11 protein-coding genes are annotated in these 13372 nt (G+C 41.5%); all 11 read right to left on the bottom strand.

Annotation, left to right across the window (positions count from 1 at the left end; genetic code table 11):
• Nucleotides 1–3 precede the first annotated feature (3 nt).
• The 11 genes from DVO77_RS12545 to fic all read right to left on the bottom strand — a co-directional run bounded on the left by DVO77_RS12545 (nucleotide 4) and on the right by fic (nucleotide 13199).
• Nucleotides 4–825 (bottom strand): OmpA/MotB family protein, encoded by an 822-nt coding sequence (locus DVO77_RS12545; RefSeq protein WP_119978575.1) that lies wholly within the window; start codon nucleotides 823–825, stop codon nucleotides 4–6.
• An 8-nt stretch (nucleotides 826–833) separates the two neighbouring features.
• Nucleotides 834–2546 (bottom strand): anti-phage ZorAB system protein ZorA, encoded by a 1713-nt coding sequence (zorA, locus tag DVO77_RS12540; RefSeq protein ID WP_162924189.1) that lies wholly within the window; start codon nucleotides 2544–2546, stop codon nucleotides 834–836.
• Between the two features lie 347 nt (nucleotides 2547–2893).
• Complete coding sequence (locus tag DVO77_RS12535; RefSeq protein WP_119978573.1) at nucleotides 2894–3529, bottom strand: OmpA/MotB family protein; 636 nt, start codon at nucleotides 3527–3529, stop codon at nucleotides 2894–2896.
• Between the two features lie 23 nt (nucleotides 3530–3552).
• Nucleotides 3553–5568 (bottom strand): hypothetical protein, encoded by a 2016-nt coding sequence (locus DVO77_RS12530; protein WP_119978572.1) that lies wholly within the window; start codon nucleotides 5566–5568, stop codon nucleotides 3553–3555.
• Nucleotides 5565–6896 (bottom strand): hypothetical protein, encoded by a 1332-nt coding sequence (locus tag DVO77_RS12525; protein ID WP_119978571.1) that lies wholly within the window; start codon nucleotides 6894–6896, stop codon nucleotides 5565–5567. The genes DVO77_RS12530 and DVO77_RS12525 overlap by 4 nt, the downstream gene beginning before the upstream one ends.
• A gap of 26 nt (nucleotides 6897–6922) precedes the next feature.
• Nucleotides 6923–7849, bottom strand: coding sequence for an ATP-binding protein (locus DVO77_RS12520; RefSeq protein WP_119978570.1), 927 nt, complete (start codon nucleotides 7847–7849; stop codon nucleotides 6923–6925).
• Between the two features lie 473 nt (nucleotides 7850–8322).
• Nucleotides 8323–8448, bottom strand: coding sequence for a hypothetical protein (locus DVO77_RS19360; RefSeq protein WP_259650889.1), 126 nt, complete (start codon nucleotides 8446–8448; stop codon nucleotides 8323–8325).
• Between the two features lie 122 nt (nucleotides 8449–8570).
• On the bottom strand, nucleotides 8571–8975 hold the full coding sequence (locus DVO77_RS12510; protein WP_249038171.1) for a hypothetical protein: 405 nt from the start codon (nucleotides 8973–8975) through the stop codon (nucleotides 8571–8573).
• Nucleotides 8972–10372, bottom strand: a complete 1401-nt coding sequence (locus tag DVO77_RS12505; protein WP_119978568.1) for a restriction endonuclease subunit S — start codon at nucleotides 10370–10372, stop codon at nucleotides 8972–8974. The genes DVO77_RS12510 and DVO77_RS12505 overlap by 4 nt, the downstream gene beginning before the upstream one ends.
• Nucleotides 10369–11991, bottom strand: coding sequence for a class I SAM-dependent DNA methyltransferase (locus DVO77_RS12500; protein ID WP_119978567.1), 1623 nt, complete (start codon nucleotides 11989–11991; stop codon nucleotides 10369–10371). The genes DVO77_RS12505 and DVO77_RS12500 overlap by 4 nt, the downstream gene beginning before the upstream one ends.
• A 77-nt stretch (nucleotides 11992–12068) precedes the next feature.
• On the bottom strand, nucleotides 12069–13199 hold the full coding sequence (gene fic, locus DVO77_RS12495; protein ID WP_119978566.1) for a protein adenylyltransferase Fic: 1131 nt from the start codon (nucleotides 13197–13199) through the stop codon (nucleotides 12069–12071).
• Between the last annotated feature and the right edge of the window lie 173 nt (nucleotides 13200–13372).

Here is a 13372-nt window from a genome sequence, read left to right as displayed (position 1 = left end):
AATTTATCCCTTAAAACCTTTAATTAATAGCTCCTTCTCTGCATCAGTAAACTCTGGCGGTGTCATTATGAACCTTAAATCTATGCGGCGGTTTGCTTGATCATCAGTAGGCACATGATGACGATGCCCCGATATAGGACGCTCTTCACCATAACCAGACACACTAAAAATAGCTTCATTGTTATCATTATCCATTGACTTCAATAGTTCGGAAGCACTAACTAATTCCATATAAGTTTTAATTGCTCTATTAACGGATAGCTGCCAGTTGAGTTTGCCCGTATCATCACCTCTATAACGAGTATTATCAGTGTGTCCCTCAATGAAGATAGCCTCTAAATAAGCGTGATCTTTTTTTTCACCTTCACAGGAAGAAAGTGATGCCGCTAGATTTATTGCAAAACAAGGTAAAACATCTTCTAAAACATTACGGATGGCTTTTAATTTTATCAAATTATCGTCGTTTAACTGTGCGGATCCTGATGCAAAAGTGATAGCATTTTCCGTTAACCGAAGTACACCATGAGCCTCGTCTACATTAACGATAATGCCATGTTCTTCTTCTAATCTTCGTTGCAATTCTTGAAGCAATTTAGCACGGATATAATCATTACTTTCCATGCGCTTTTTAACAGTATTAAGCCGTTCAATTTCAGTTTCCATCTTTTCCTGAACACGAGCAGTTCTTTGTGCTGCATCTTGGAAATTAAGAATAAATGCCACCAACGTGATGATAAATATGAATACCAATCCGGACATTAAGTCACTCACAGATACAAGGTAACCTGAGCCTTCATCAAGCTCTAGTTCATTATCAATACTCATAAGTCACCCTATGCCGTAGCAGGCCATTCTTCGACAACATCTGCAAGTTCTCTTACTGCACCAGATAACTTCTCCACTATTTGTGCAGCATTACTATCTAACCCCGTTAAGTAACTTGTTGTCGACTCTGCGAAGGTTGCATAACCCTGATTAAGGCTTTCAAGAGTTTTCCCTAATGACTCATCAACGTCCACAAATCGATTATGATAACTTTCCCAGTAGCTTCGTAATTCATCTTGCATCTCTTTTATTTGGGTAACTGCTTGTTGATTAGCTTTAGCTGAATCTGAAAGAGTATTTATCCCGGTATTCAGTGACTCACTACTACCATTTAAATCCTCAGCAAGATCAGCTATCGGCTGTACGACAGAGGCAATACGCTGGTGGACATCAGAAAGAGATACAACAACAAGGCGAATTTCTTCGGCCAAGGCCTTATTATTTGATGTAATGTCAGCGATATCGTTTGTACTATCACGAAGTTTGGCTATAGAAGAATCGAACTCTGTTGCTATTTTCCTCATATTAGCTGCAGACTCTTGTGTGGCTTCTTTTAACATGGTTGTCATTTCACCTACTGATTGCGTGACGCCATTTACCATGCTTGCTACTCCAGAGCTAATTTCCTCTCGCATCTGATTGGAACCTTCAGTGAATGCTTTGCTTAAATCTCCAATCGTATCTTTGGTACTCCGCTGCATATTTTCATGGTTCTCATTCATCGCCTTCATTTGCTCACGTAGATCACCAGATAACGACTGCATGGTAGTCGCAAACGCTTCCATCTCTTTACCTGCTGCACCAGAAATACTTTGGCTAAATTCAGAAATCAGACGTTCAATGGTCTCATCGGCAGCTTTAGATTGGTTTTGATTGAGTTGTTCTAATGCTAATTGAATATTACCAAGCGTTTCGTTTAAAGGTTGCGATACTTGCTCGTTAAGTACTTGCCCCAAACTAACGGCTAAATCAGTCGAAAAACTGTTTAGAGCTTGAGTCTGGCTACGAGACTCTTTTAATATCTCAGTATTTATACGCTCACTACTTACAAACTCTAACCGCTCTTCCAATAAATCATTCCACTGGTTTAACAAGCCCTTCAGCTTATGGCTATTTTTTTTCTCACGCCAAGAGAAAATCATTGAGGTGATCAAACCAGCAATTGAAGTTAAAAAGGCTAGCGAAGCGCCATCTAATAGATGCGAGAGTGCTTCCTTGGCTTCATCTATATCGTTGGAACCAATGCCTGACGAGGCTAAGTAAATACCCGCGACCAGTCCTAAAAAGGTACCTAAAATACCTAAACCTGTTAATTTATTTGGTACTGAATTGAAGTAACGGACATCGAGATGTGGGCGAATAATTGTCTGGTCTGAAAAAAATTGCTGCGGTCTACGAGTATTAACTATGACATCTCTTTCTGTAAGGTGGTGTTCTCCAGGTAAAAGTAAGACTTCATTGAATTCACGCCAAGGATTTCTCATCACTGGAGACTCTGTAATAGTCTCTTCAAGCTCATAAAACTCGGCAGGCATTGCGTCAGCATTTTCTATACGGCTTAAATGATCAATAGCAGGTTGCAGCTGCTTTGTCAGGACACGACATTTTTGCCTAAACTGATGCCAATTAGTTGCAGCAAGGGCAATGATGATCAATATTTGAATGGAAATACCAATTCCTGATGTAAACAGTAAGGCAAACATATTTAGAGTATTATTCATTTTTTCACTCGTTTAATCCTTCCGTGGAGCTGGATAGTACTATTACATTATTTATGGTTATTAGTCACCAACATGACTCGATGCTTTAGCAAATGATCCCAGTGGTTACCAACTCAAACATAGAGTTGGTAACCTCATTACATTGTTTGGTAGAACTTCACCAACTATTATGGACAAATTTCGTTCTGTACTGGTGATAGTCCATCATTGCTTGTCTAATTTCAGGTCATACAGCCCTTAGCCTTGAAACAGTTAATACATCAAAGTTCATTAAAACAGTACAGATAAAAATACAGCACTTTATTTAAAATAATCTTTATTATTAAAAGGCTTAAGCCATCACTTACTTATTGAATAAGCAGTTGAACTTCTACTCGACGATTTCTTGGATCTGAAGGTTCCATTCCTGAGAGGGGTTTAGACTCTCCATACCCAGCGACGATAATTCGCTTTGAAGTATCAACATCTAATGTTCCAATAAGTTCACGTCTGGCCTCTCTTGCTCTAGCTGCTGATAGCGTAAAATTATCATCATACACAGTACAGAACCGTTTATAGTCCGTCACAGGTCTACTTACAGGGATATTATCCGTATAACCTTCAACTAAAATCATAGCCTTAGGATTATCGATTAAGAATCTCACTAATTCACTTTGGATAGCATGTACTGCAGCAGCTGCTTCAGGGTTTAAACATGCACTCCCTCTTTCAAACACACCATCTCGTAGTGTCAGTCTGTTGGTATATTTATCCAAAGCAATTAAATTTGAAGTATCTGTGTTTTTCAACATTTCACCTAATAGCTTGGTCACCTTAAGTACTGGATCGTCTTTTTGTTCAAGTGCCTTAGCTAATTCTTCTTGATAACGAAGATCACTCACACTCTTTTGTAACACTGCAACGACCAGCAGTAGCATGACTACCGCCATAACCCCTGCCATCAGATCAGAAATGGCAATCCATTCACTTGGTTTTTCTTTCATGTCAGCTCATCATGTTAGGTTAATCATGCAACTTCTGAATTAATTCCAGGATCTTTCGTAAAAAGATCAAGCTTTAGATCTTCCAGCGCACCTAGTAATAACTGTTGATTTATCGGTATTTCAGAAATTGGGCTCAATATGGACAGAAGCTGTTGCTGTGAATCTGGGTATTCTTTCAAATATGCTAATAAGGATGATAACTCGGAAACATAACTAACGATCTGATCTGCCCGTTGAACAGACATATCCAGCGTATCACTTAAGATTAACTGGTTAGCTTTTACACTCGCACTATGCTCTGCAGCATCTTGCCTTAATAATTTAACCTCATTAATAAACTCATGTTGTTGCACCAATAATGTATCCAAAGGTTTCAGACTAGAGAGTAAATGACTTTGATGACTACTCAGTAACTGCAATGGTTCTAATGCTGCCGGTAAATTAGCCAAGTTGCCGATGACCTGCTCTAAAGCAGTTTCATTTCTTTTAAGTGACTCGCCTATACTCCGCATTTGTTGCCCAGAGGTTGAAATAGCACTTAATCCTGCTTCAATAGGCTTACCAAGTTTACTTACAATCTCTGTCGACATTGCAATGCTTTCATTAAGCACGTTACTTGATAGCGTAAATTCAACAGCGGCTTTTTTCTGGATATGAAGCGCTTCATCAATCGATGTTTTCACATCTCCCATTGTTTCTTTTACATCTGTTGATAACACACCAAGTGCAGTTGATATTTCAAGTGTAGCTTTGCCCAATTGTGTACTACCGCGCTCAAGAGTTAACGACGCTTCACTGCTCATATCCTTAATAGCAGAAGACAGATCACTACGGACATTATCGAGCACTTCAGTAAATTGACTATTGAATGAATCAACAGCATTCACTAAGTCACTTGCAGCAAGTCCTACTTTATCTGCTCCTTGAGCCATCCTTTGAGCGGCACCAGCCATGTTTTCAATAACTGATTGGCTATTATCAGTAAAAGACTGCATTGCTTCTTTAGTCGCTTGCGTTTCAATGCGTACAGACTCAATTGTTTCTTGTAGACCATTGATACTATTATTTATAGATTTTTGAGTTTGTTGATGAACCTGAGTCAGTCTATTTTTTATATCGTTAAGGCCAGCTCTAAGTGTTTCGCTTGTATGCTTTTGCACTTCAGTCGATTTGTTCACTAGAGTTAAAATACCAGTTTCTACGCATGTGCGCGTCTGGTCATTAGTATTTTTCAATACCTCTTGCAACTGTAAGCTATTATTCTTTGATTCATTCTGTGTTGATAAATGAGCTTGGTTAATACATTGCTCTAATGAATCAAAATTATCACTCAATAGTTGGCTATTTTGACTGTTATTTTGTTTATTTTGCTCAAGCAATTGATCTAACTTGTTGGAAAAAGCGCTAGCCATATTTACAGAGACACTACTTATTTGAGAAAACAATGCGGCTTGCTTTTCATCTTCCATGGCAAGTTGAATACTCTTGCGATGCTCTATCTCATTTTTAACTTTATCAATGACCCAAGTAAGACGTTTCTCATCGAAACGAGCAAATTCACTCCAAATTTTAAGCAGAATAAAACCACTTATTCCCCATGTTGATGTTTTAAATTTAGTGCCGAGACCATTAAGAAGTCCAAGCAGATGCTGCATACTATCTGCAGCACTACTCGCATCTAGCGCATTAGGCTGACTAAGAATATTAGAAGCATGATTAAGTGCCATGCCCAGTCCTAGAAATGTACCGAGTAAACCAATGATTAATAGTAACCCTGGCATGAGTTCGACCAGTTTTTCAGGAGCTGTAGCAACGGCATGCCACAGATCCGTCACGCTACCATGCTCAATATCTAAATCATCAGTCGTATCATTCGGTGTACCTCTATGCCACTTTTTCTCCCAAGATTTAGGTTTAGCGATTAGGTGGGCACTCACAATGGTACAAAGCATCATAAAAAGAATGATGGACAAAAAAAACGCTTGCAGTGGGTCACTAATATCCGGTATTAAAAAGTCTAATATTGCATCTAAATTCATACAGCAACCTTAAGAATAGTATCCATGCGCACTTTTGATTCTTGTTTGAATATATTGGCATAGTCGTTTAAAAGCGATTGCTCATCAGGAGTTAACTCATTGAATGACTTACTATGCTCGGCACAATCTATCAGCAATACACCTATTTTATGACCGTCCTCAAGTAAATAACTACGATCTTCTAATTCAATCTGCTCTTCTGTTTTCTCGAGTAATTGTAGGAACCCCTCTGCAGCTCCAACATAACGTTCAATATCTAATTGTTCTTCAGATAATTTATCAAGTGATAACTTATTTTTAGGTACATTTATCTCTAGTAGCGCTAACTCACTTGCCTCTTCACTAGAAAGTTCATCTTGAATTTTACATGCCAGAGTCAAACGCTGTAATAGCATTTTGTCTTTCGCATAAGCTCTGTTAGCAATATTCCACTCTTCCTCAAGAACCTCTGCATTTTTCGCCCAAGACACAATGAGCTCTTCAAAAACAAAAGGAGCAAGTTTTTTACCATGCTGCCTTGTCAATACACGGTCTAAGCGCTCTGCAGCATTTTTATTTAACTCTGGATTAGCCTTGATGAGATCTGAAGCTATTCTAATTAAAAATAAATCATCAGAGTTCAGATCATCAACAGTCATTGATGTACGAAGCTTTTTATCCGCAATAGTCAGCAATTTTTGTGTTGCACGTAGGCGTAAATAATGTTCGAAATCTGTGGGTTCGGCATCGATTGCTAACGATAATTCCGCTTTTGCAATTTCAAAGTCATTGATTGCAGAAGCTAATTCAAGGTTGTGTCTTTGTTCCTCGGGTATCACCTCGTCCTCTGCAAAACGAAACTCTTGTTGATGTGTTTTAGCTTCTTTCAATTCTTCAGCGTTGAGTACATCATTTTGTTGGTTAGTTGATTCGCTCCGTTCATTTTTATCTGCATCAACCGTTTGGGCCTTGTGCCATCGTTGAGCAAGTTTAATTGACCATTTAATTGCAGCATCTATTTTCTTTGCAATTGGGGATTTTTCAAATGCGGTTAATGCCCCCAAGCCTTTTTCTAACGACAGTAATGCCGTTTTTAACCAAGGATGCGACACTGATTGTGCGGCTGAACGTAGTACTCCACGTATTTGTTCAACATAAGGTTTAACGGCCTTCCAGGCTTTTTTTACGCTACCCACAAAAACGTCTGCTTTCTCTGCCATCCAACCGATTGCTTTGCTTGCAACACTTTTAACTGTTTCATATGCAGAACTAGCTGCACTTTTTACTGTGCTAACTGCAGAGCTAACAAAGTTACCCACTGAACTACAAGCATTACTGAACCAACCCATTTTATTTCCCCTTTAAAATTAAACGCTTATTCCATAATTCCGAGTAACCGCCGACTAACCTCGGTATTAGTCACATTATTGGCTGCTTTTGTTATTACATCTTTTCTACTTTTACCCACATTCCTATTTGCAGAACAAACATCTTCTATTGCTGTTTCAAAGTGATGCCACTTAACCCTTGGGTCTTTATCACATTCGACTAATGCACGAGGAAAAGCTGTACGTAAAACAGTTCTTATTTCACGACCTGATAAACCATCAGATGCAACAGCACAACGTTCAATTATCATATCGCGCTCTTCGTCTAACGGGACGCCAGGAACCAGCATTCGCTGCCACAATTGTTTACGTCCTTCTATATCAGGGAGTTTAAACTCAATGTGATAGCGAATCCTGCTGACAAAAGCGCTATCGTAATTTTTAGCAAAATTGGTTGCAAAAATTACGATGCCATCAAAGCGCTCTAATTCCATTAATAATGTTGACCGCATAGCATTAATTTCATTATCGATGCCTTGAGTAACCGAAGAGAGTCGAGCCCCAAGTAATGTATCTGCTTCATCAAAAAAAATGACCGCACCTTCCAACGCTGCCGTTTTAAATGTTGCAGCTATATTTTTGGCCGTCTCTCCAACATATTTACTTTCAAGTTCAGATATACCGATGTGAAAATACTGGCGCTCTAAAGTTCCTGCGAGGGCTTCGGCAGCAAGAGTTTTACCTGTTCCCGGTGGACCATATAAATTGAGGATCATATTACGGCCCATAGGGTCAACCGCTTCAAAACCCCAATCTGTATAGATTGTTTTATGATGACGCATAGCACCAATAGCCTCTTCAAACATTCTGCGCGTCTCTGGTGCAAGAACGACATCCTCCTCTAAACGAATCCGTGGAGTACGTAATTCGTAACTAGATGAGGTATCGCCACTTTTTCTTGGTTGCTCGTCCATTAACTAATTGTTCCCTAATGCTCTTCGGATGACCGATGATATAGTCTTTCCAACTATTCCCGATGAATAATAAACATCTGATTGGTAATGACTTATACAGGATTCGAATGTAAAACAGATTGACGTTTGTAAGTGATTGGAGAGTACAAATCACCAGAAAAGGCTATCCCTAATATATTCATAACGTTCCTTATTATTTTTGTGCTGACCAAACGTTTTAGTTTGACTTGTGAATGGTTAGTACTGCTCACGCTTTTTATCCAATACATAATTAAAGCGCTAGTATCTACTGCTTAAACACACGATGCTTACTGGCCAACTGTCTGTCAGCATTAGTAACGGTATTCAACACTTTTACTAATACCAAAATCACAGGCAATATTAATCTATTGATTTATATGAAACAATGTAATAAATCACACCTCGCAAGGTAAGTTCACTTCTGAAAGCTTTAGCGAATATCGATTTTCTCCCTATACAGGCGCTAAAGCGGAGCAAAATGCTCCTGACATTTTGTGGGTGAGCTTGTTAACCACTATTTGTGCAATATTGACCTGCGCTTCAACTTTAACCTGCGAAGGCGAATAGTTCTTCAACACGAATGCTCCTTGCCTATTCTCTACTCCCGCCTTCCTTGGCGGCCGGATGATACGAGCCTGATTATGTGAAAGAGTGGTTTGTTCTGCGCCACCAGCTAAACTCACACTATAAATTACCCCCATTATGATTTTGCCTTTTTCGCTCTGGGCTTTTTCTTAGCGGCTTTGGCTGCTAATGCAAGCGCTTCCCGTTCGGCTTTAATGCGCTCAAGCAAAGCCAGTGCGCTGTTTTCGCCTCTAATGAGTTCAGGGTTTTGCTCGCGCCACTCGGCGGTGAGCTCGCCCCTGAAGGCTTTAGCGAGTATTGATTGAGTAAGATTATTGACTCGGGCTTGTGCTTTACTGACCTGAGCTTCGACTTTATCGGCGAAAGCGAATAGCTCTTCGACACGGCGGACACAAAATCGTCGGGAACGATTTTGGACGACCGTAGGTTGGCCCGAAGGGCAAACTACAGGGAAGTAGTTTGCAATTTCGGTTTGTTCTGCACCACCAGCTAAATTCAAACAATAGATAGCACTCATCATACCTTAGCCTTTTTAGCTCGCGTTTTCTTAGCTGGCTTGAGCTTTTCTCTTTCAGCTTTTATACGCTCAAGCAAGGCCTGTGCGCTGTTATCACCGCTAATGAGTTCAGGGTTAGCGGCGCGCCAATCGGCGGTAAGCTCGCCTCTGAAGGCTTTAGCGAGTATCGATTGGGTGAGGTTGTTAACTCGTGTTTGCGCTGCATTGACCTGCGCTTCGACTTTATCGGCGAAAGCGAACAGCTCTTCGACACGGCGGACGATTTCGGCTTGTTCTTCAATATTTGGCCAATTGATCTCCAGCAGTTTGAATTTACTTTGAGTCAAATTCATCCCACTTTCAGATATACCAGTTTTCAATGCTTCAATCTTATCTAATACGGAGAGGCTGTTTAGCTGCATTGCTAAAAATTTGCTAATCCCCTTTCCTTCAGCAACTTTATATCTATAAACTTTGTCACAAATCATTAGGTTAGAAGATACGTTTTCAACATAACAAGTAACACCGCACCTTACCCTTGGGCCTGCGCGTGTTGTTAAAATATCCCCAGAAGCAACTTTCAGATGCGTCCTCACTTCTAGGCTTTCTGGTAATCTTTTATTCTCATTCTGTATAAATTCAATCTGCTGAACAGCAGAAGTTTTTATAACTCCCCATTGTTCACCTGTCACGGGCTCATTATGGCATTTAGGGCTCCACCCTTGACCTATTGTGCCAATAACCTCACCTAATGTGACAATGTCCCCAATGTAACTATCTTCATCCCCACGCCACTCTTCTGTCAATTTGCCACTGACTGCGGCGGCGAGGACGGATTGGCGGAAAGATTTTAAGATGGCGGGGATGGCATCGAGGCGGGCTTTGGTGCTTTCCACCTGCGCCAGCAGCTCATCCAGCTTGTCGGCAATGATTTTTTGTTCGGCTAATGGGGGGAGCAGTAAGTCACAATCTCTAATTCTAAACAGAGCTAACTTGGGCTGACCACTTGAGGTAGTTTTATCTTTAAATTGATCTTTTGCGGTATGAGAGTTCAAAAATCTCTTTAGATACGTATTATTGATACCGCTAATGTTACAAATCTTAGCTGCATTTTCCGTTAAGTTAGCACCATCCAGACAAGGGGGAATTGAACCTACCAAGCCAATTGTACCTGCAATGCTGATATACAAGTCTTCTTTAGAAATTATATAGTTTGCGATCTGTTGGTGAGTGTCGACTTTCAGGTATTTCAAATCTGACATGTCGATCGTTTCATTATAAAAATCCGTCACTCTTAAATAAGGATGTGCCGTAATTTCATCACTAAAAGACTCACCTTTTGGAAGGCGTTTACCACCTTTAACATCAGCAATATCTTCAATCTTTATGGCTGCCCAACCTTCAGGAATCACTGCACTCATCCTTTAACCCCACCAGCCAATGACTTAACCAAAGCCTCAAGATCCGCTAGTGCGCCTTTAAGCTCTGTCATGGCTTCGTCTGCGAGTTTTTCTGGTGTACCTAAGTCTGCTGCATCGACACTGTTAGCATCTTTAAGCCATGAGATATCCAATGAGTCACCTTTGCTGTCGCGGATGTAATCACGGCTAAATACGCGCCATCGGCTGTGTGCTAAGCGTGGGTCTATGCCCTTATTAACTTCAGCGGTTTCAACTTCCACCTCTTCGGCATTGAAGCTATAGTCGCCTTCCATTCGGTCGAAAATTGCTCCTGCATTTTCGACACTTCCGCCATCCATGGCGGTCGCCTTCTTATTCTTGCCAAAATAGCATTCTTCAAATGGGCTTAAGTGTTGCTGACCAAACGGGGTGCGTTTACCAAAGTTAGGCATGTTGGTACGTAGGTCGTACACCCAGGTATTAGTGGTGCAGTTTTCTTCTTGTAGCTTGTCGCCCTCAGAACCTTTAGTGAAGAACAGCACGTTAGTCTTCACGCCTGCGGCGTAGAAGATGCCTGTCGGCAAACGCAAGATAGTGTGCAGGTTACACTTGTGCATTAAGTCGCGACGCACATCAGTACCGACGCCCGCTTCAAACAAGACGTTATCTGGCAATACCACGGCGGCGCGGCCACCAGGTTTTAAGTTGCGGTAAATGTGCTGTAAAAACGCCAGCTGTTTGTTGCTGGTGGGATAGGTTAGGTCGTCACGGGTGATGGAGGCATCGCCGCCCTTGCTGGTGCCAAAAGGCGGGTTAGCCAAGATAATATCGGCCTTGGGTAAACTCATGCCGACTTGGCCCAAGGAGTTACCTAAATGCACTACGCCTTCGTCGTCACCTTCCATACCATGGAGTAGACAGTTCATTAACGCTAAACGGCGGGTGGATGGCACTAGCTCAACGCCGACAAAGGCGTGGTTTTTTTGAAACTCTTTTTGTTTGTCGGTTAAATCATACAGATCATCGGTTTGCGCTTTAATGTAGCTGTCGGCGGCAATTAAAAAGCCAGCAGTACCGGCGGCGGGATCTTGAATCACTTCGCCCGCTTGCGGGTTAATAACCCGCACCATAGAGTCGATTAACGCTCGGGGAGTAAAATATTGGCCTGCGCCGGATTTAGTCTCGTTGGCGTTCTTTTCTAACAAGCCTTCGTATAAGTCACCTAAACCGTCTTTTTGGGCGCTGAACCAGTCAATCGAATCCAGTGATTTTATCAGCTGCTTTAAATGGCGTGGCTCACGCAGGCGGGTTTGGGCATCGGCATAAATGGCTAAAATTAATGGGTCAGCGTGTAGGGTGTTACCCTCGCTGTCTTTACCTGTCGATAGGGTCAGTAGCATACGCTTATAGTCATCAAGCAGGTTTAGGCCGTCTTTGTCACTTAAATCTGTCCAGCGGCAACCTGTTGGCAGGGTATGTTTATTGAGTAAGCCTGCCTCGGTGTTCTCGTGCACCATTTTAATAAACAGCAATAAGACGAGCTCGGTGACGTAGTCAGAATAGTTAATGCCGTCGTCACGCAATACGTCACACAGATTCCACAGTTTTTGGACGATATCGCTATTATTTGAAGTGCTCATTTGATGTTCTCAATTAATTAAATTCGGCTAATGGTTGCTGCATTAGCTTTATATTTGGATTGTTTATCGATTCAGGGCTATTGATTGCTCACACCGACATAGCGACTGAATTGATTGCTGTCTTGGGTCATTAAGGTGACAAATTTAGGGTGAACAAATAGCTTTTCTTTACCTGATTGTACTTCTTGCAATACGCCAATATCACACAGCTGTTTTAAGTAAACTGAGGCGGTTTGGCGTTTTGCTATATCGTTTTCAACCAGGTTTTGAATACGACAATAAGGCTGTTCAAAAATCACTTGTACTAGCTCATGGCTATAGATTTTGGGTAACTGCTGACGCACATATTCTGTGGTGTGTTCAATTAACTCGCGGGCGGCGGCGATTTTGTGGGTAGTCCACTTAGCGGTTTGTTCAACGGCATTAAGCATGAAAATGATCCACGCTTGCCATTCTTGCTTGGTGGTCACATTAAGCAGTAAGCGGTAATAATCTTGCTTATTAGCCACGATATAGCGGCTTAGGTACAAAATAGGGGCGCTAAGTAGCTGTTGATCAATCAGGTAAAGAATATTAAGCACGCGGCCTGTACGGCCATTACCATCAATAAAGGGGTGTATGGCTTCAAACTGGTAATGGGCAATGGCCATTTTAATCAGTGGGTCAACATCATCTGCATTGTGTAAAAAGGCTTCCCAGTTGCTAAGCAAGTCACGAATAACACCTTCACCTGCTGGTGGGGTGTAAATCACCTCACCGGTGGCCTGATTGGTTAAGCTAGTGCCTGGCACTTTGCGCACGTCCATTTGGACTGATTTTATGGTGCTGCAAATTTCTAGTGCCGTGGTTACACACAATGGGCGGCTAGTTAGCTCGGTAAAGCCTTGGTATAGGGCAGTGCGATAACGCAGCGCCTCTTTGGTCATAGGGTCGGCTTGGCTATCTTCTTGAGCATACTGAAATAGCTTGTCTGTGGTAGTAACTATGTTTTCAATCTCGCTACTGCCTTGGGCTTCTAGCAGTGGCAGTAAGTTGATGAGCAGGCCTTGGTTAGGCAGTAACTCACCGGCTTGCTTTAACTCAGCAAGGGCGGCACGGGCAGGAATACAGGCTTTAAGTATGGGTAAGGTTTCGGCCAACTCACCGAGTTTGCTGTCTAGCGGTAACGGCGGTAAATGGTTGTATGCTTGCTCAGCTTGCCATTTCATGTTTAAAAAACCTTCATTTATCGACATAAATAGAGAATGCAGTGAGCTTATGTCGATTCAATCGACATGTAAAGCAAACATATTTATAAAAGCTTACTTTATCGACATGTGTTACGTGTTTTGAGTTGTTATGTCGATTGCATCAACATTACTGGTAACATGTATAGAAAATA

This window comes from Shewanella algidipiscicola, assembly GCF_003605125.1.
GTDB classification, from domain to species: Bacteria; Pseudomonadota; Gammaproteobacteria; order Enterobacterales; family Shewanellaceae; genus Shewanella; species Shewanella algidipiscicola.
The sequence above is the reverse complement of the archived record's forward strand: the minus strand, read 5'-3'. Positions and strand labels throughout refer to the sequence as shown.

What these genes read in the sequence shown, in the direction of transcription:
- DVO77_RS12545 (WP_119978575.1), bottom strand. Translation starts at nt 825, where the DNA reads ATGAGTATTGATAATGAACTAGAGCTTGATGAAGGCTCAGGTTACCTT.
- zorA (WP_162924189.1), bottom strand. Translation starts at nt 2,546, where the DNA reads ATGAATAATACTCTAAATATGTTTGCCTTACTGTTTACATCAGGAATT.
- DVO77_RS12535 (WP_119978573.1), bottom strand. Translation starts at nt 3,529, where the DNA reads ATGAAAGAAAAACCAAGTGAATGGATTGCCATTTCTGATCTGATGGCA.
- DVO77_RS12530 (WP_119978572.1), bottom strand. Translation starts at nt 5,568, where the DNA reads ATGAATTTAGATGCAATATTAGACTTTTTAATACCGGATATTAGTGAC.
- DVO77_RS12525 (WP_119978571.1), bottom strand. Translation starts at nt 6,896, where the DNA reads ATGGGTTGGTTCAGTAATGCTTGTAGTTCAGTGGGTAACTTTGTTAGC.
- DVO77_RS12520 (WP_119978570.1), bottom strand. Translation starts at nt 7,849, where the DNA reads ATGGACGAGCAACCAAGAAAAAGTGGCGATACCTCATCTAGTTACGAA.
- DVO77_RS12510 (WP_249038171.1), bottom strand. Translation starts at nt 8,975, where the DNA reads ATGATGAGTGCTATCTATTGTTTGAATTTAGCTGGTGGTGCAGAACAA.
- DVO77_RS12505 (WP_119978568.1), bottom strand. Translation starts at nt 10,372, where the DNA reads ATGAGTGCAGTGATTCCTGAAGGTTGGGCAGCCATAAAGATTGAAGAT.
- DVO77_RS12500 (WP_119978567.1), bottom strand. Translation starts at nt 11,991, where the DNA reads ATGAGCACTTCAAATAATAGCGATATCGTCCAAAAACTGTGGAATCTG.
- fic (WP_119978566.1), bottom strand. Translation starts at nt 13,199, where the DNA reads ATGAAATGGCAAGCTGAGCAAGCATACAACCATTTACCGCCGTTACCG.